Annotated in this window: 15 protein-coding genes; 5 read left to right on the top strand and 10 right to left on the bottom strand. The window is 71.3% G+C overall.

The window, feature by feature from the left end; translation table 11 throughout:
- Positions 1-767: adenosylhomocysteinase (locus ABZX79_RS21875; RefSeq protein WP_355260057.1), on the bottom strand; the 767-nt coding region annotated here is incomplete at its 3' end.
- A 340-nt stretch (positions 768-1,107) separates the two neighbouring features.
- On the opposite strand from ABZX79_RS21875, the gene lepB reads away from it, so the two are divergent.
- Positions 1,108-1,650, top strand: a complete 543-nt coding sequence (lepB, locus tag ABZX79_RS21870) for a signal peptidase I (RefSeq protein ID WP_355260054.1) — start codon at positions 1,108-1,110, stop codon at positions 1,648-1,650.
- A gap of 51 nt (positions 1,651-1,701) precedes the next feature.
- On the opposite strand, the gene ABZX79_RS21865 is transcribed toward lepB, so the two are convergent.
- From ABZX79_RS21865 to ABZX79_RS21840, 6 genes are all read right to left on the bottom strand, one after another.
- Entirely contained in the window at positions 1,702-2,658 is a 957-nt protein-coding gene (locus ABZX79_RS21865; RefSeq protein WP_355260051.1) for a cation diffusion facilitator family transporter, read from the bottom strand.
- 97 nt (positions 2,659-2,755) lie between these two features.
- Positions 2,756-3,928, bottom strand: coding sequence for a mannose-6-phosphate isomerase, class I (manA, locus tag ABZX79_RS21860; protein WP_355260048.1), 1,173 nt, complete (start codon positions 3,926-3,928; stop codon positions 2,756-2,758).
- Between the two features lie 76 nt (positions 3,929-4,004).
- Complete coding sequence (locus ABZX79_RS21855; protein WP_355260045.1) at positions 4,005-5,138, bottom strand: SIS domain-containing protein; 1,134 nt, start codon at positions 5,136-5,138, stop codon at positions 4,005-4,007.
- A 169-nt stretch (positions 5,139-5,307) separates the two neighbouring features.
- Positions 5,308-5,490 (bottom strand): Trm112 family protein, encoded by a 183-nt coding sequence (locus ABZX79_RS21850; RefSeq protein WP_355260042.1) that lies wholly within the window; start codon positions 5,488-5,490, stop codon positions 5,308-5,310.
- Between the two features lie 676 nt (positions 5,491-6,166).
- Positions 6,167-7,528, bottom strand: coding sequence for a phosphomannomutase/phosphoglucomutase (locus ABZX79_RS21845; RefSeq protein ID WP_355260039.1), 1,362 nt, complete (start codon positions 7,526-7,528; stop codon positions 6,167-6,169).
- Positions 7,529-7,630: 102 nt separating this feature from the next.
- A complete protein-coding gene (locus ABZX79_RS21840) occupies positions 7,631-8,005 on the bottom strand; it encodes a DUF3499 domain-containing protein (RefSeq protein WP_355260035.1) in 375 nt (124 codons plus the stop codon).
- Between the two features lie 321 nt (positions 8,006-8,326).
- Between ABZX79_RS21840 and ABZX79_RS21835 the strand changes: the two genes are divergently transcribed.
- Complete coding sequence (locus tag ABZX79_RS21835; protein WP_355260100.1) at positions 8,327-8,797, top strand: metallopeptidase family protein; 471 nt, start codon at positions 8,327-8,329, stop codon at positions 8,795-8,797.
- Positions 8,798-8,827: 30 nt separating this feature from the next.
- On the opposite strand, the gene ABZX79_RS21830 is transcribed toward ABZX79_RS21835, so the two are convergent.
- From ABZX79_RS21830 to ABZX79_RS21820, 3 genes are all read right to left on the bottom strand, one after another.
- A complete protein-coding gene (locus ABZX79_RS21830; protein ID WP_355260032.1) occupies positions 8,828-10,381 on the bottom strand; it encodes a DUF5719 family protein in 1,554 nt (517 codons plus the stop codon).
- Positions 10,378-14,127, bottom strand: a complete 3,750-nt coding sequence (locus ABZX79_RS21825; protein WP_355260029.1) for a glycosyltransferase — start codon at positions 14,125-14,127, stop codon at positions 10,378-10,380. Before ABZX79_RS21825 ends, ABZX79_RS21830 begins: the two co-directional genes overlap by 4 nt.
- 271 nt (positions 14,128-14,398) lie before the next feature.
- A complete protein-coding gene (locus ABZX79_RS21820; RefSeq protein ID WP_028810740.1) occupies positions 14,399-14,662 on the bottom strand; it encodes a WhiB family transcriptional regulator in 264 nt (87 codons plus the stop codon).
- 653 nt (positions 14,663-15,315) lie between these two features.
- Here ABZX79_RS21820 and ABZX79_RS21815 point away from each other — a divergent pair.
- Genes ABZX79_RS21815 through ABZX79_RS21805 form a run of 3 tightly spaced genes read left to right on the top strand, consistent with a single transcriptional unit; the run spans position 15,316 to position 18,216 of the window.
- Positions 15,316-15,870: a cysteine dioxygenase family protein gene (locus tag ABZX79_RS21815; RefSeq protein ID WP_355260025.1), complete on the top strand. Its 555-nt coding sequence runs from the start codon at positions 15,316-15,318 to the stop codon at positions 15,868-15,870.
- Between the two features lie 13 nt (positions 15,871-15,883).
- Positions 15,884-16,840 carry a 2-phospho-L-lactate transferase gene (gene cofD / locus ABZX79_RS21810; RefSeq protein WP_355260022.1) on the top strand — a complete coding sequence of 319 codons (957 nt, stop codon included), beginning with the start codon at positions 15,884-15,886 and terminating at the stop codon, positions 16,838-16,840.
- A complete protein-coding gene (locus ABZX79_RS21805; protein ID WP_355260019.1) occupies positions 16,837-18,216 on the top strand; it encodes a coenzyme F420-0:L-glutamate ligase in 1,380 nt (459 codons plus the stop codon). The genes cofD and ABZX79_RS21805 overlap by 4 nt, the downstream gene beginning before the upstream one ends.
- Positions 18,217-18,278 lie beyond the last annotated feature (62 nt).

Below are 18,278 nucleotides of genomic sequence, written 5' to 3'. Positions count from 1 at the left end.
TTGATGCCGTCGATGAGGGAGTGGCGGCAGCCGTACTTGTTGTCGAACTTCGACTTCGTGACGGCGTCGTTCACGTTGATCGCCGGGAAGAGGAGGGTGCCGTCGCGGTGCATCTCGTAGAGGCGGTGGACACCGGTCGTGGTCTCCTCCGTGACGCCGCGGATCTCGGAGGCCAGCTGGGTCCACTTCTGCGGGTTCTCACCGAGGGTGCGGTTGAGGAGCGTGAGGATGTGGGCGTACTCCTCACTGTCCGCGGTGGACGGGTCCGGGACCGCGCCGGCTTTCTCGAACTCGACGCCCTTGTGGACGAGGAGGGTGGCGTCACCGCCGTCGTCGAGGATCATGTTCGGGCCGCCGGTCGGCGTGTTCGGCCAGGTCAGGGCCTGCTCCGTGCACCACCAGTACTCGTCCAGGGTCTCGCCCTTCCAGGCGAAGACCGGGACGCCGGCGGGGGCCTCGGGGGTGCCGTTCGGGCCGACCGCGATGGCGGCGGCCGCGTGGTCCTGGGTGGAGAAGATGTTGCAGGAGGCCCAGCGGACGTCGGCACCGAGGGCGACCAGCGTCTCGATGAGCACGGCCGTCTGCACGGTCATGTGCAGCGAGCCGGTGATGCGGGCGCCGGCGAGCGGCTGGGTGGCTGCGTACTCCTTGCGGATCGACATCAGGCCGGGCATCTCGTGCTCGGCGAGAGTGATCTCCTTGCGGCCGAAGACGGCGAGGGAGAGGTCGGCGACCTTGAAGTCCTGGCCGGTGGCGACAGTCGTCATGCGGGCTGCTCCTCGTGATGTGGGTCGAGGTGGGTACGGCTGACTCTGCGGCGGTGGGCATACGAGTGCCCGGGCGCTCGCAGCGCAGTCCGTCGGAGGCCCTCTCTCCCTCGGCCGGTCCACGGGACCGCCCGACCGCCATCAGCAGCGACGTCTGGCTAGGTCACGAATCTACACCGATCGGCCCAGTGATCCCCAGCCGCCCTGGTCAGGCAGCGGAGCTTTCCGGACTTTGTTCTGGTCGGCCCGTGTTGCGAGCGGCTGAGGCCGGTCCGGGCGCGGCTCTCGGGAACCATGCGGCAGGCATCAGTGGTGGGTGCGCGGCGTCCGGGGAGGGCTGATGGTCGCGGCGGGCGTGCTGCTGTTGGTGGGGGCGGTGCTCGTGGCGGTCGGTCTTGTCATGGGGCGGGGCGGGTATCCGGCGTCCGAGGTCGCCGCGGGCTGGCTCTCCTTCCAGCGGGTCGTGGCCGTGGGCGGCGACTGGGTGTCCTACCGGCATCGGGACAAGGCGGTGATGCTGAACGGCCGGCCGCTCGACGAGCCGTATGTCAGGGACGGCATTCCGGGCATCTTCGGGGAGGAGTTCTACGTCAGGGTGCCCGAGGGGCGGATGTTCGTGCTCGGGGACCATCGCGAGAACTCGCTCGATTCGCGGTTCTTCCTTGACGCGCAGTCCGGCACTGTCGCCGTCAGCGCCGTACGGAGTTCCGGTCCTGTTCGTGCCGGCCGGGGTGACCGGTGTCGTGCTCTTCCTGGTGGGGGTGGGGCTCGAGGCGGCTGCGCTGGACGAGCGCCGGGGGTTCCCGGTTCTTACGGTGCCGCCTTGGCCCACGCTGCCGCCGGGCGGGTCGCGGAGGCAGAGGCAGGAGGCAGAGGTAGCTGAAAGGCCCCCGCCTGGGGTGGCGGGGGCCTTCGTCGTGCGGGCGTACAGACGTCAGTGTGCGGAGGGGTCGGCCGGGTTCGTGCCCGCCTCTGCCGCCGCCTCACTGTAGATGTCCGGCTCCAGGTAGATCACGCGGGCGATCGGGACGGCCGCGCGGATACGGTCCTCCGCCGCGTTGATCGCGTGGGCGACCTCTGCGGCCGTGTTGTCGTGCTGGACCGCGATCTTGGCTGCGACGAGGAGTTCCTCGGGGCCGAGGTGGAGCGTACGCATGTGGATGATGCGGGTGACTGTCGTGTCGTCGACGAGAGCTGTCTTGATCTTGTCGACGTCTTCTGTGCCCGCCGCCTCGCCGAGGAGGAGCGACTTCGTCTCGGCCGCCAGGATGATCGCGATGATGATCAGCAGGATGCCGATGCAGAGGGTGCCGATGCCGTCCCAGACGCCGTCGCCCGTGACGATGGCCAGGCTGACGCCGACCAGCGCCAGGATCAGGCCGACCAGTGCGCCGAGGTCCTCCAGGAGGACGACCGGCAGCTCGGGGGCCTTGGCGCGGCGTACGAACTCCTTCCAGGACAGGTTGCCGCGGGTCTGGTTGGACTCCACGATCGCCGTACGGAAGGAGAAGGTCTCCGCGATGATCGCGAAGACGAGGACGCCGACCGGCCAGTACCAGGCCTCGATCTCGTGCGGGTGCTTGATCTTCTCGTAGCCCTCGTAGATGGCGAACATGCCACCGACGGAGAAGAGCACGATGGAGACCAGGAAGGCGTAGATGTAGCGCTCGCGCCCGTAGCCGAAGGGGTGCTGGGGGGTCGCCTCGCGCTTGGCCTTCTTGCCGCCGAGCAGCAGCAGGCCCTGGTTGCCCGAGTCGGCGAGCGAGTGAACGCTTTCCGCGAGCATCGAGGACGAGCCACTGAAGAGGAACGCCACAAACTTGGCTACTGCGATCGCGAGGTTGGCGACGAGTGCCGCCACGATCGCCTTGGTTCCGCCTGACGCACTCATGGGTGCCGGATGTCCCTTCCTTGGTGCCGCGGCCCTGGCGCCGCCCTACGGCCGGTCATTGTTGCAGCTTGCCGCGGCAGCCGGTGCGGACGGTACGTCAGGCGACCACTGTGGCGCGGAAGAGTGTGCCCGTACCGGACAATTCGACTGATTCGCCAGCTGGTACGAAGGCGGACTCTCCCGGTGCGAGGGTCAGTTCGCCGGCGTGGACCTTGCCTGCGGTGCAGAGGAGGATCTGCGGGGTGGCGGACGGGAGGGTGCGGGGAGCACCGCCCGGCGCCAGGACGTGGCGCGAGAGGCGGAATTCGTCGATCGGGGTGTCGTACAGCTCTTCACCGGTGGAGGACGACGCCTCCGGGCGCAGGATGCCGGGGTCGCGGGCTTCGAAGCGGACGATGCGGAGGAGTTCGGGGACGTCCACGTGCTTGGGGGTGAGGCCGCAGCGCAGGACATTGTCCGAGTTCGCCATGATTTCTACGCCGAGGCCGCTGAGGTACGCGTGCGGGACGCCGGCGCCGAGGAAGAGGGCCTCGCCGGGCTGGAGTTGTACGTAGTTCAGGAGCATCGCGGCGATGACGCCCGGGTCGCCGGGGTAGTGGTGCGCGAGGGTCGCGTAGGGGGCGTACGCGCCGCCCAGGCGGTCCGCGGCGGCCGCGGCGGATGCCACGGTCTCCGCCATTTCGGTGCGGTCCGCCGCGAGTACGGCGGTGAGGACTTCGCGGAGGGCGGCATCTTCGGGGTGCGCGTGCAGGAGGTCGACGTACGGCTTGAGGGAGTCGACTTCGAGTGCGGCGAGTACGTCGGCCGATTCGGCGGGGGCGCGGAAGCCGCACAGGCCCTCGAAGGGGGTGAGCGCGCAGATCAGTTCGGGCTTGTGATTCGCGTCCTTGTAGTTGCGGTGCGGGGCGTCGATGGGGACCCCGGCGCGCTCCTCGGCGGCGTAACCCTCTTTCGCCTGTTCGAGGTTGGGGTGGACCTGGAGGGAGAGGGGGGCGCCGGCCGCGAGGATCTTGAGGAGGAAGGGGAGGCGGGGGCCGAACTTCGCTACCGCGGCCTCGCCGAGTTCGGCTTCGGGGGCGGCGTCGATGACGGCCGAGAGGGGCTGCTCGCCGCCCGTGCCGCCACGGTCGATGCGGGAGGGGGCGCCCGGGTGGGCGCCCATCCACATCTCGGCCTGGGGCTCGCCGGTGGGGGCGGTTCCGAGCAGGGCCGGGATGGCTGTTGTGGAGCCCCAGGCGTAGGGGCGCACGGTGTTCGAGAGGCGGTCCATGAGGCTTCCCCTGCGTGTGGTGGCTTTTGAGTGGTGCCCCCCGTGCGACCTGCTGGTCGCCGTCAGGTGCTGGTGTTCATGATCGGCCTGCGGAAGCGAGCGCCAGGTAAACGGCGGCGAAATCCGTGATGGCGAGCATCTCGGCGAGGTTCTCCAGCTCGCTGCCGTCCTCCGGTTCGATCTCGCTGATGGCCGTGTCGTGGCTCAGCGCGAGTTCGCGGGCGGCGGGGGCAGCGGTCATTCCGCCGGTCGGGCGGTCCCGGAGGAGCACCACGCGGGCGTGCAGCGCCTGTGCCTCGTTGACGCGGTCGCGGAAGAAGTCGTCGGGGTCGGCGCCGGCGGCGAAGGCTCCGGAGAGGAGTACGCCGTGGGCGGGCAGGGCCTCAGGGAGCTCGGCGGAGAGGGCGGGGCGGCCGGCCAGTTCGGCCAGTACGGCGGAGAAGCGGCGGCCGACGGGGCCGGCGTAAGCGCCCTCCGTCCAGATGAGCGGGAGCGAGTCGGCGAGATCGGACGCGAGGGTCTTGGCCGGATTGCCGTACGTCGCGATGGCCGGGCCGCAGCGTTCCGCGGTGCGGTCGAGGCGGTCGGCGACGAGCCGGAGGGTGTCCGGGGGCGCGGTGACCAGGCCGAGGCGGTCGAAGAGGACGAGGAGGGGGGTGAGCAGGGCCCAGAGCGCGCCGGGGCCGGTGGCGGTGCCCTCGTCGTACTCCTCGTAGGGGGCAGTCGCCATCGGTACGACCAGGCCGTGTACGCCGTTGACGGACTCGCTCAGCGGCGAACGCTGCGGGGCCACGGCGACGACCGTGCAGCCGCGGCGGTACGCCTGCTCGGCGAGGACGGCGAGGCCGGGTTCGGCGCCGTCCGGAGTGACGAGGAGCAGGAGGTCCACTGAGCCCGCCCAGCCCGGGAGCGCCCAGCGCAGGGCGCCGGCGGCGGGGGCCACTCCGGTGGAGTGCAGCCGGGTGACGGGGCAGGCGGCGCCGGCGAGGGTGGCGAGGAGGTCGGCGACGCCGTTCGCGGCGGTGCCGGGGCCTGCGATCAGTACGGCGCGGGGGCGGCCCTCCGGCTTCATTTCCGCGAGGCCGGCCTCTGTGGCGTGCCGGGCGGCGGTGCGTACGCGGGCGCCGGCCTCGGCGGCGCCGCGCAGCAGGCCGCGGCGGTCGGCGCGGGCCAGGGACTCCGGGTCGTCCAGCAACGACTCGTCGAGCATGGTGCGGGCCTCCGATCGCCGGGCGCTTGGCCTGTGGTGGGGCGCTGCGCGGGGGTGGTGGGGGTGCGGGTTTGCGGGGGGTGCGGGCTTGCGTGCGTGCGGTGCGGGCTTGCTCGCGTGCGGTGTTGCCTGCTTGCGGGCCTGCGTTCTGGCGTGCGGGGCGCCGGCGTCAGGCGGGGCGGCGGGCCTCGTCGACGAGGAGGACCGGGATGCCGTCCCGTACTGGGTAGGCCAGGCCGCAGGCCTTGCTGGTGCAGATCAGCTCGGGGTCGTCCGCGGCGGACGCGTCGCTGAGGGGCGCGTGGCAGGCGGGGCAGGCGAGGATCTCCAGAAGGCCGGCTTCGAGCGGCATGGGGCGGGTCCCTTCGAACATGCGGATACGGGTACGGATTGGGCCAGGTCAGCCTACCGCCGGGTGGGGAGCGGCGCGGGATGGCGGGCGTGGGTGTTCTCGCGGTGGGGCGGGGTGCGGTGGATGGGGGGGGGGGGGGGGCCGGGCCGCTGCGCGGAGCTTGTCCCCTCCCCGCCCCTTCCCGAAACTGGGGGCACGCCCCCAGACCCCCGGGTGGGTGGGCGGCGCGCCCCACCCCCGGATGCGGCAGCTTCGCGCCGCAGGCGCCGCCCCGCCCGGCGCAGCCGGCGCGGACGGCCCAGCCCAGCACGCGCAGGACGTCGCGACCGTGATCGGACGGGACAGTTGTTGCGGCGCGACGCGGACGGCCCGCTCCAGACCCGGGTGGTGTCGGGGCGGTACGTCCCACACCACGAATGCGGCAGTTTCTCACCGCAGACGCGGGGGCAGAGCACCCGGGGCACGGCGCAGACGGCACGGCCAGCGTGGACGACACGAGACGTGGACGGCACGGCCCGCGCGGACGGCACGGCCGACACGGAGGCGCGGCTGGTGCGCGGTCTGCGGTGTTGTGCCGACCTGCGTGACCGGCTCCAGGTCGTGCAGGTCGGTGTCGGGCCTGCCGGACTTCGTGCCCCGGCCAACGGGCCGGCCCGCGGAGCCGTCGCACGGTTCACTAGCTGCGGATCAGGGTTAGGGCCTCGTCCCGGGTTTTCGTCATGGTGGGCTCGTCCCGTGCCTCCACGTTCAGGCGCAGCAACGGCTCCGTGTTCGACGGGCGGAGGTTGAACCACCAGTCGGCGGCCGTGACCGTCAGGCCGTCCAGTTCGTCGATGGTGATTCCGTCGCGGCCGGCGTACGCCGCCTTGACCGCCGCCATGCGGCCCGCCTGGTCGTCCACCGTGGAGTTGATCTCCCCGGAGCCCGTGTAACGGTCGTACTCGGCGACCAGGGCCGAGAGGGTGCCGTCCTGGCCGCCCAGAGCCGCCAGGACGTGGAGGGCGGCCAGCATGCCGGTGTCCGCGTTCCAGAAGTCCCGGAAGTAGTAGTGCGCCGAGTGCTCGCCGCCGAAGATCGCGCCCGTGCGGGCCATCTCCTCCTTGATGAAGGAGTGGCCTACGCGGGTACGGACCGGCGTGCCGCCGTGTTCCCTGACCACTTCCGGGACGGACCATGACGTGATCAGGTTGTGGATGATCATGCCCTTGCCGCCGTTGCGCGCCAGTTCGCGCGCCGCTACCAGCGCCGTGATCGCCGATGGGGAGATGCCCTCGCCGCGCTCGTCCACGACGAAGCAGCGGTCCGCGTCGCCGTCGAAGGCCAGGCCGAGGTCGGCGCCGGTCTCGCGGACCTTCGCCTGGAGGTCGACGAGGTTCTTCGGGTCGAGCGGGTTGGCCTCGTGGTTCGGGAACGTGCCGTCCAGCTCGAAGTACAGGGGGATGAGAGTCAGCGGGAGGGAGGCGAAGACCGTGGGGACCGTGTGGCCGCCCATGCCGTTGCCCGCGTCGACCACGACCTTGAGGGGGCGTATCGAGGACAGGTCGACCAGCGAGAGGAGGTAAGCCGCGTAGTCCCTCAACGTGTCACGCTGCGTGATGGTTCCGGTCCCTGGTGCCAGTGGCACCTGGTGATCCCACCATTCCTCCACCAGTGCGCGGATCTCCCCCAGGCCCGTGTCCTGGCCCACCGGCGCCGCTCCCGCCCGGCACATCTTGATGCCGTTGTACTGCGCGGGGTTGTGCGACGCCGTGAACATCGCGCCCGGCAGACCGAGTTGGCCCGAGGCGAAGTACAGCTGGTCGGTCGAGCACAGGCCGATCTCCGTCACGTTCACCCCGCGCGCCGCCGCCCCGCGCGCGAACGCCCGCGAGAGTCCCGGCGAGGACGGTCGCATGTCGTGCCCGGTGACGATCGCTTCGGCCTGCGTCACCTGCGCGAACGCGGCTCCGAACAGTTCGGCCAGCGACTCGTCCCACTGGTCGGGGACCACTCCGCGCACGTCGTACGCCTTGACGATCTGCGACAGATCAGCAGCCACGGCCAGCCTTCCTGAAGTCCTGTAGGTCGGCACTAAAGCTACCCGTAGGGGGCTCAGGAGGGCCGCCAGAGGGGGAAGAGGTGGGGGAGGTGTGGTTGCGGTTCAGGAGTCCGGGGAGCGCAGGACTCGTAGATGGCCTCGGCGCGCGACCTCCACCGGGTCCGCGGTGCGTGCCCCTCCGCCGGCCTCCGCCGCGCGCTCGTGCGGCCTGGCGGCCTCACGTACGGCATTGGCGAGCGCTTCGAGATCGTCGCCGCTGGGGTGGGACGGGGCCGAGCCGTCGACGAGCCGGAGAACCTCCCAGCCGCGCGGCGCGGTCAGCCGATCCGAGTGCTCGGCGCACAGGTCGTAACAGTGGGGCTCGGCATAGGTAGCGAGCGGGCCGAGGACTGCGGTCGAGTCCGCGTAGACGTACGTCAGTGTCGCGACGGCAGGGCGGCCGCACGCGGTGCGCGAACAGCGACGTACAGGGCTCACGATGTTGGACGGTACCGCACTCTTGACCGGGCCGCGACGACTCTCCCCCACGTCACTCCACCGTGTCGCGGGTCCCCCTGCGCCCCGGCGGCCCCTTGCGTAACTGCTCTGACCTGCGCGGAGACCGGTGGACACGGGCGGTGACCGGACCGTGACCAGTCGCCACTTGGGGCAAATGCCGTCAACCGATGCGAGATCCCCGGTCGCGTACGGGCGTGAAATCGAGCCCAATCTTGGCTGGAATGCTCAATATGCGACATGCCTGCTGCCGCCCCTCCGCCGCGATTCAACCGCCCCAATGAGGGCTACCCTGCGTCAGTGATGGACAGTCCCGTACCTCCCCTCCCCACCGGCCCCGGTCCCCGGCGGCGCGACCGCCACGGGCGTGGCATGCGTGGCCCGGTGGCCCCGCCCCAGGTGCCCCTCTCGACCAGTCGGGCCGCCGCTTTCGGCGACCTCGTACAGGACTCCGTGGAGCGCCTCGAACGGCGGTGGCCGCAGCTCGCCGAGGTCGACTTCCTGGTGCTCGACGTGCCGCCCGCGGGCCGCGGCGGTGGTGGCGACGATTCCGACGCGTGGGCCGCCGAGTCCGTACCGCTCGGCGGGATGATCGCCGCGACGAGCGCCCACCCCGCGCGGATCGTCATCTACCGGCGGCCCGTCGAGATCCGCACCAAGAGCCGGGACGAGCGCGCCATGTTCGTGCACGAGATCATCGTGGAGCAGGTCGCGGAACTGCTCGGTCTGTCACCGGAGTCGGTCGATCCCCGGTACGGAGACGAGCAGGACTGACCCCGGTCGGACGAGAGGCGGCAAAAGGCGTCAGTCGTCCAGGACCGACAGGTCCTGTTCCGCCTCCGGCACCGAAACCATCCCCCGGTCGTCCGGCATCGTCTGCACGGTGAACATCGGGATGCCGTCCTCGGGCAGTTCGAGGGCGCGCGACGCGTGAACCGGGCCGCCCGACTGCGGTTCGACCGTCAGCGCGTACGAGCCCTTGAGCCCGGTCGGCACCGGCGGCTTGTTCACCGCTAGCGTCGTACCCGCCTTGATCTTGTACGTCCTGACGACCGGCTCCCCGCCCCCGCTGCCCGCCGACGCCGTCACCTTGACCTCGGCGGCGGCGCCGGGCGCGGTCAGCGAGAGCACCGACCCCTTCGCCCTGTTGTCGGCCACCGTCGCCCGCTCGCCCACCTGTCCGGTCGCCGGGATGTACGCGACCTCCTGGGCGGCGCCCTCGCCGCGCACCACGCGCAGCGCGGCGACCACCGGCGTCGGTCGGCCCTGCGCGGCCGGGCTCAGCAGCAGTGAACCCGCCTCGCCCTTGGTGACGTCCTTGAGGTCGACGGCCGTGGTCATCCCCGCCTTGACGTGCAGGGTCTCGTGGCCGGCCGGCGTGATCGAGCCGGTCGGGCCCGCCAGCCGCACCTTCAGGTCGGCGTCGTCGTCACCGGGCGCGAACACCACCAGGCGTACCGACGTCGCGTCCGCCGGGATGCCGGGTAGCACAGCGGTGCCGGCCGCCTCCGCCGAGGCGGCCAGCCAGTCGCTGCCCGCCTCCTCGTCCACGGCCTGGACCACGGCGCCGACACGACCGGTGCGGGTGGTGACGTGGACGCTCACGTTCTCGGCGCTGTCGGCGCTCAGCGTCGACAGCAGTACGGGCACGCTGGACCTCGCGGGGACCGTGATGCCCTCCCCCGAATCCGACTCGATCGCGCCGTCCTTGCCGTACAGCTCGATGTCGGCGACGGCGGCGGTGTCGTCCGGGTTCGTGAGGTGTACGTAGTCCTGCCGCTCGTCGGCGGTGCTCGCGCCCGGGAACCAGAAGTTCGTGTCGGGCGCGGTGCAGCTGACGCCGAGTACGCCCCGGCCCTGGCCCGCGGTGACCTTGGTGGTCTGCTGGGCGGCCCAGCCGGGGGCCAGACGGCCTTCGGCGGAGCCCACGAGGGCGGGGGCCTCGGCGGTGTTCGCCTCGGCGGTCACGGGCTTGCCCGGCTCCTTGAGAGCGAGGACCGGCTTCCTCGCGTCCGGCTTGACGGCGTCCTTGTCGGCCTTGTCCTTCTTCTTGTCCTTGCCGCCTTCGTCGGGGGCCGCCAGCGTGGCGTCCGTCGGGACGAGTTCGGCGGAGCCCGCCTTCGCGTCCGCGTCGCCCTTTCCTGCCGGGGTGAACGTCGTGTACACCGTCTCCGCCAGGTCGGACGCACTGGGCGCGGGGCACAGCAGGCTGGAGCGCTCCACCGGCATCCGCCCCGGGGTCCTCACGTCGGCGGCGGCCTCGGTCGTACCGCCGTCGGGCGCGGAGACGACGGCGAACCCGGTGACCGCGGCGAGCGCGGTGGCGGCGGCGATCAGGGAGAGGGTGGTGCGGTTCATCGGTTGTTGCTCCCGTCGGGACGCTGCTCGGGCTCGTTGCCTTCGTCGGCGTAGGGCTGCTGCGGCGGCTGCTGCTGCTGTCCGTAGCCGTACGGGTCGTACTGGCCTTCCTGGTACTGGCCTTCTTGGTACGGGTCAGCCGCCTGGTACTGGCCCTCCTGGTACGGGTCCGGCTGCTGGTACTGCTGGCCGCCGCCGTACTGGCCGGCCTGGTACGGGTCGCCCTGGTACTGCTCGCCGCCGTAACCCTGCTGCTGGTCCTGCGCGTACGGCTGCTGCTGGCCGTACTCGGCGCCCGCGTACGACTGCGCGTCCCACGCGCCATACGGCTGCTGCTGCTCCGGTACGGACGCGTACACGGCGGTCTGGTCCTGCTCCTGGGGAAGCTGAGCGTAGGGGTCCGCGACCACCGGCGGGGCGGGGAGTTCCTCCCCGGCCTCCACGTCCACGTCCGCCTGGGGGGCGTACACCGCTTCCGCCTGCGCCGCCGCGCGCAACCTGCGCGCCCTGCGGCCCTCGCCGGCCACCGGCTGCGCCGGTACGTCGATCTCCTCCTCCGGCAGGTCGTCGTCGACCTCCCGGCGGCGGCCCGGAAGGGCGAGCACCAGCAGGAGCAGGGCGAGACCGGCCTGGGTCCAGATCCACGCGGTGTGGGTGACGGGGACTTCGTACGTGAGGTCGAGCCGGCCGCCGTCGGAGGGCAGTACGAAGCCCTGCGCCCAGCCGTCGACGGTCTTCTTCTCCAGTACGGTCCCGTCGAGCGTGGCCTGCCAGCCCTCGGCCGCCGAGTCCGCGATCCGCAGGATGCGGCCCGCCTCGCCCGCCGGGATCTTGGTGTGCGCCTCGACCGGGCTCGACGCTACGGACAGCGGCTCGCCGCCCTCCTTGCCGGAGACGATCGTGGCCCGCGCGACCTGGCGGTCGACGCGCCACAGGGCGCTGCCGTCGAGCTGGCTCAGCCGGCTCAGGCCGGGCGTCGAGTCCAGTACGCGGCTCATCGCGCGCGGCGCCCCGTCGCGTACGAGGACGTAACGGACGGCGTATCCGCCGAGCTGGTCGGCCTGGTCGGCGCCGGAGCCCGCGACCAGGTTGGAGACGATCTTGTCGAGCTGCGGGCTGCTGCCGCCCGCCTCGGCGAGCTCCCCGTCGCCCAGCCGGGCCCCGGAGCCGCGTACGAGCGTGTACGAGACCTTCGCGGCCGACGTACCGCCCAGAACCAGGGTGCGTGCCTGGTCGCGCGTGCCGCTCTCCTCCGCGACGAACGCCGGCACCTGCACCGGGTCGCGCCGCTCCAGCGGTCCCGCCGCGCCGCCGATCATCCATCCGGCGGCGGCGAGCAGCGGTCCGGCGGCCGCTGCGAAGGCGATCAGTACGGCGACGGGCTGGCGCCAGCCGAAGCTCTGGGTGGCGACGCGTTCGCGTGCGCCGTCCGCGCCGAGCACGGTGGCGCCGATCAGCGCGATGCCGTACACGAGGGTGGCCGGGCCGGCCCAGCCGCCTTCCGAGCTGTTCGCGAATACGGCGAAGAGAAGGGACACGAGCGCCACGACCCACGCCGCGCGGATGGCGAACGTCCGCTCGCCGCGCAGCAGGGCCGCCAGTGCCGTGAGGACGACGCCGATGAGCAGCAGCCCGCCGGCCGCCTTGGGGCCGCCGGGGCTCATGCCGAGCAGGTCGAGTGCGCCGGCCGGGCCCGTACTGAAGTCGAGGCCCGCCTCACGGAAGAAAGCGGAGGGGCTGGTGAGGAGGGAGAGGGACCAGGGGGCCAACATCAGCACGGGAGTGCCGAGGGAGGCGATGAAGCGCAGTCCGTACGCCGTGATGTCGTCGCGCCGCAGCGCCAGTACGCCGATGCCGAGCACCAGGGCGATGGGCCAGATGATCGGCGTAAACGCCATGGCGAAGGTCAGCAGGAGCGCGTACGCCCAGACAGCGCGCCAGCTGGAGCGCGCGCCCCCGGCGCTGCAACCGCTCGCGGCGACGGCGCAGCGTGCGATGAGCGGCAGCAGGACCGCCAGAACGGCCGTCCCGAGCCGGCCGGTCGCGAGGGCGCCGGTGGCGGCGGGCAGGAAGGCGTACGCGACAGCCGCCCAGGCGCGCAGCAGCCGGGACTCGACCAGCGGACGCGAGACGAAGTACGCGGTGAGGCCGGCCAGCGGCACCGAGCAGACCAGCAGCACGGTGAGCGCGAGGCCGGTGGAGCCGAGGAAGACGGCCGACAGGGCGGCGAGGACGGCGAGGTAGGGCGGCGCCGTCTGGCTGCCGCCGGTGCCGATGGGGTGCCAGACATCGGCGTAACGCGACCAGAGGCCGGACACGTCGGCGGGGGCCGGCAGCAGGGCGCCGCCTGCCAGGGATCCGCCGCCGAGGAGGCCGCGGCAGGCGATGAGCGATACGAAGAGGAGCAGGACGAAGAGCATGGGGCCCGGCTTGCGGGCGATCCGCTTGAGCCGCGCGAACTGCTCGATCTCCATGTAGTCGGCGTCGTCGCCGCCCGGGCCAGACTCGACGACTCCATGGCGCGAGCCGGAGGCGGAGTCGGGCTCGGAGCGGGAGCCGAAGCTGCCCGCGACCTGTTCGAAGGTTGCCCGGACGGTCGCGCCGGTGGGTGGGAACAGCGGGCGCAGTTCCCTCGCGTCGATCTGTCCCTTTCCGCGCCGCTTTCTGGCCGCGAGGATCTTGCCGGGGCGCAGCAGGGTGCCCATCAGGCCGGTGACTTCGTCGACCGCCTGTCCCGGGACCTTGCCGAGGAGGTAGGCGAGCGTGCGGAGCAGGGTGCCGAGTACTAGGCGCAGCATGACGTACGGGAGGGCGGCGCCGCGCGCGTTCACGAGCATCGCGTAGACGGCGCCCGCCTTGTCGACGCGGTGCGGGTTGGCGACCGAGCGCCCGGCGCAGTCGATGGGCCTGCGCTCGCGGGCGGACGCCTCGGCGTGCCGCAGGATGGCGTCGGGGGCGACGAGGACGCGGTGGCCGGCGGCGTGGGCGCGCCAGCACAGGTCGACGTCGTCGCGCATGAGCGGCAGCCGGCGGTCGAAACCGCCGAGCTCTTCCCAGACGTCGCGGCGGATGAGCATGCCGGCGGTCGACACGGAGAGTACGGACCGGACCTGGTCGTGCTGGCCCTGGTCCTGCTCGCGGCGGTCGAGGCCGGTCCAGCGGCGGCCGCTGTTGGCGATGGAGACGCCGACTTCGAGGAGCTGCTTCCTGTCGTACCAGCCGCGGAGCTTGGGGCCGATGATCGCGGCGTGCTCGTCGGAGTCGGCTACGCGCAGGAGTTCGGCGAGCGCGTCGGGCTCGGGCGCGCAGTCGTCGTGCAGCAGCCACAGCCACTGCACCGGTTCGCCGTGCGGGAGTTCGGGCATGTCGTACGCGTCGTCGCGCCACGACCTGCTCACCGGGTCCCAGCCGCTGGGGCGCTTCAGGTAGGGCAGTTCCTCGGGTGTGAGGACCTGGGCGGTACGGACCGCCTCGTCGACGGCGGTACCGAAGCCGGAGCGGCGTGCGAGGTGCAGCACGCGTTCGGCGCCGATCGCTTCGGTGACGAGTTCCGCGGAGTCGTCGGCGCTGCCGGTGTCGGCGGCGACGACGTTCTGTACGGGGCGTTCCTGGCCCAGGAGCCCGGCGAGCGCGTCGGGCAGCCAGCGCGCGCCGTCGTGGGAGACGAGCACGGCGGTGACGACATGCCGGGGGAACTCGGGAGCGGCCGCCGCGTACGGCGCCGACGTTTGGCTGTGCACGGACATCGGGGTACGGGCCCTCCGGCCGGGGTCCGGGGGTCGTCCCCCGGAAGGCTGCTGTCTGACTGCGTGGACGCGCGCGACCCTTCGGGGTTTTGATGCGTCTCGGACAGCGCCCCACACTAACGGCTGGGCAACACAACGGTCCGCCGCCTGCGGCCTGGGGCCGGGCGACGGACCGGTTGATACCTGCACGCTTGTGCTATTTGGCCAATTGGTCATTTGGCGTGCGACGGGCGTGCGACTGGGTGGGCCAGTCAGGTGCGGTGGTCGGTGGTCAGACCGCGGCTTTTTTCAGTCGTCGGCGTTCACGCTCGGACAGACCGCCCCAGATGCCGAATCGTTCGTCGTTGGAGAGTGCGTACTCAAGGCATTCGGAGCGGACTTCACAGGCGAGACAGACCTTCTTGGCCTCGCGGGTGGAACCGCCCTTCTCGGGAAAGAAGGACTCGGGGTCGGTCTGGGCGCACAGAGCGCGCTCCTGCCAGCCGATTTCCTCGTCCGCGTCCTCGACCAGCAGTTGCTGGAACAGCTCGGTCATGTGCGCCCCTCGTCTGTCTTTGCTTCCCCGTGATGTAGTCGTTGCCGTTTTCGGCCGAACGACACGAGTGAAATTACAAGTGTGCGGATCCGGGGCAGTCAAGCCGAGATCTGCTATTGAGCCGGTTATTCACTCTGCGGAACCAAAGCTATGCGGAAAGTGTTCAAATCGGCAAAAACAGCGACACATGCCACCGGCTCATCCGCGCCCCTCATCAGAGTGAGATGCAGCGGGGTTTGATCTTGTTCCAGTTGATCCGCGGAAGCGATCCGGATCACAGTCCGGTCGCGACGCCTCAACGACGTTTGCTTGCGCGGTTGATGCGGCACCTCTCCGGGGAGTCGGCTGCACAAACCTTTCTCCGCATCCATTAACCGGATGAGGTGAAACATTACGCCCAAAACGGTCACGAGGTTGACAGGGAGTGAGCAAGCAGGTCTCCTTGAACACATGCCAGTGACCGCAGTGCTTCCCCGGACCCACACCCGTGGGTTCCGTTGCGCTGTCCAGGCTCGCTGTTGCCGTTGCTGTTGTTCCAGCTGTTGAAGCCGCCGCGCTCCAGCTGACTCTCTGTAGCTTTTCGCTACGCCTTTCTTGTTTTGCGTCTCTCGCCTTGCGACACCCCGACACTCATGCCGAGGAACCCCCGCATCATGAACAGCAGCGACAGCGACCTCCAGATCGCCGGCGACATCCTCGCCGTCCAGCACCTCCTTCAGCCCGCCCGTGAGCACCCGGCCACCGTCGCCGAGTTCGCCGGCCTCGCCCGCTCCATCGCCGCCGACCGCGCGCAGTGGGAGCACCTCGTCTCGTACGACGCCACCAGCCGCTGGTACCACCGGCTGCGTACCGGACCCGGATATGAGGTCTGGCTGCTCAGCTGGGTGCCCGGTCAGGGCAGCGGCATGCATGACCACGGGCACTCGTCGGGCGTACTGACCGTGCTCGACGGCGAGTTGACCGAGCGTGCGGGGCGTGTGCAGCGGGCGCTGGGGGCGGGGTCGCAGCGGGTGTTCGCGCCCGGGTACGTCCACGAGGTCGTCAACGACGCGCTGGAGCCGGCGGTCAGCCTGCACGTCTACTTCCCCGGGCTCACTGAGATGCCGATGCACTCGGAGCAGTCGGAGCAGTCCGAGCAGTCGGTGTATGCGGTGCGGGCGGCTCAGTGCTCCCCGGCTGTCCAGTCCCAGGATGTCGTACCGGCCTGACAGACTGCTGTGCATGCGCATTGTGGTTCTGGCAGGCGGTATTGGTGGCGCTCGCTTCCTCCGCGGCCTCAAGTCGGCCGCGCCTGACGCGGACATCGCCGTCATCGGCAACACCGGTGACGACATCTATCTGTTCGGGCTCAAGGTCTGCCCCGACCTCGACACCGTGATGTACACCCTCGGCGGTGGCATCAACGAGGAGCAAGGCTGGGGGCGTGCGGACGAGACCTTCCAGCTGAAGGGGGAGTTGGCGGCGTACGGCGTGGGGCCGGAGTGGTTCGGGCTCGGCGACCGTGACTTCGCTACGCACATCGTCCGTACGCAGATGCTCGGCGCGGGTTATCCGCTGAGCGCGGTGACGGAAGCGCTGTGCGAGCGGTGGCAGCCGGGGGTGCGGCTGCTGCCGATGTCCGACGACCGTATCGAGACGCATGTCGCTGTTGATGTCGGCGGGGAACGGAAGGCCATTCACTTCCAGGAGTACTGGGTGAAGCTGCGTGCGTCCGTGGACGCGCAGGCCGTTGTGCCGGTGGGGGCGGAGCAGGCGAAGCCGGCGCCGGGCGTTCTGGAGGCCATTGGTTCGGCCGACGTGATTCTCTTTCCGCCGTCGAATCCGGTGGTGAGCGTGGGGACCATCCTTGCCGTGCCCGGCATTCGCGAGGCGATCGCCGATGCGGGGGTTCCCGTGGTCGGGCTTTCGCCGATCGTGGGCGACGCGCCTGTGCGGGGCATGGCCGACAAGATGCTGGCCGCGGTGGGTGTCGAGTCGACCGCCGCCGCTGTGGCCCGGCATTACGGGTCCGGGCTGCTCGACGGGTGGCTCGTCGACACCGTCGACGCGGGTGTGGTGGAAGAGGTGGAGAGCGCGGGGATCCGGTGCCGGGCCGTTCCGCTGATGATGACCGACGTCGAGGCCACGGCGACGATGGCCCGGGAGGCGCTGGTCCTCGCCGAGGAGGTACGGGCGTGAGGGGGGCGGGGTCTGGGCCGGGCGTCCCCTCAACTCCGTCCTATCGGGTGTGGGCGCTGGGTGGGATGCCGGAGGTTCGGGCCGGGGACGACCTCGCCAAGCTGATCGCGGCCACTGGGCCCGGGCTCGTCGACGGGGACATCCTGCTGGTCACTTCGAAGATCGTCAGCAAGGCGGAGGGCCGCGTCATGAAAGCGGCCGACCGCGAGGCGGCCATCGACGCGGAGACGATACGGGTGGTCGCGCGGCGCGGCACCCTTCGTATCGTCGAGAACCGGCAGGGGCTCGTGATGGCCGCGGCCGGGGTCGACGCGTCCAACACCGCGGCCGGGACCGTGCTGTTGCTGCCGGAGGACCCGGATGCTTCGGCCCGGGCCATCCGGGAGGGCTTGCGGGATGCGCTGGGCGTGGACGTGGGGGTCGTCGTCACGGACACCTTTGGGCGGCCTTGGCGCAACGGGCTGACGGATGTCGCTATCGGGGCGGCTGGGGTGCGGGTCCTCGATGATCTGCGGGGCGGGAGCGATGCGTACGGCAATCCGCTGAGTGTCACTGTCGTCGCTGTCGGGGATGAACTGGCGGCGGCCGGTGATCTCGTGAAGGGGAAGGCGGAGGGGCTGCCCGTCGCGGTGGTGCGGGGGCTTTCGCGTGTCGTGGGTGGGGGTGCGGGTGCGGGTGGCGGTGCGGGTGGTGGTGCGGGTGGCGCTGATGCGGAGGATGTCGGCGGGCGGGCGCTGGTCCGGTCGGCGGCCGACGACATGTTCCGGCTCGGGACGTCGGAGGCTGTGCGGGAAGCGGTGACGTTGCGGCGTACCGTGCGGGACTTCACGGCCGAGCCGGTGGATCCGGCGGCGGTACGGCGCGCGGTCGCGGCGGCGGTCACGGCGCCCGCGCCGCACCATACGACGCCTTGGCGCTTCGTGCTGGTCGAGTCGGAGGGGGCGCGGGTCGCTCTGCTCGATGCGATGCGGGACGCGTGGGTCGCGGATCTGCGGGCCGACGGGAAGTCGGAGGAGTCCATCGCGAAGCGCGTGCGGCGGGGGGATGTGCTGCGGCGGGCTCCGTATCTGGTGGTGCCGTGCCTGGTGATGGACGGCTCGCATGTGTACGGCGACGCTCGGCGGGATGCGGCGGAGCGGGAGATGTTCGTGGTCGCGGCGGGCGCGGGTGTGCAGAACTTTCTGGTGGCGCTGGCGGGTGAGCGGCTGGGGTCGGCGTGGGTTTCGTCGACGATGTTCTGCCGTGAGGTGGTGCGGGATGTGCTGGCGCTGCCGGAGGGGTGGGACCCGATGGGGGCGGTCGCGGTGGGCCACGCGGCGACCCCGCCGAAGGAACGGCCGGCGCGGGACGCTGAGGCGTTCGTGGAGGTGCGCTGACGTTGGCCGCGGTGGGGCGCAGCCCCTCTGCGCCGGGGCGTTGGGTCGGTGCCGCGCCGGGC

The sequence above is a fragment of the Streptomyces sp. NPDC002994 genome, assembly GCF_040611155.1.
Lineage (GTDB): Bacteria > Actinomycetota > Actinomycetes > Streptomycetales > Streptomycetaceae > Streptomyces.
Note: the sequence above shows the minus strand (reverse complement) of the source record. Positions and strands in the feature narration are given on the sequence as shown.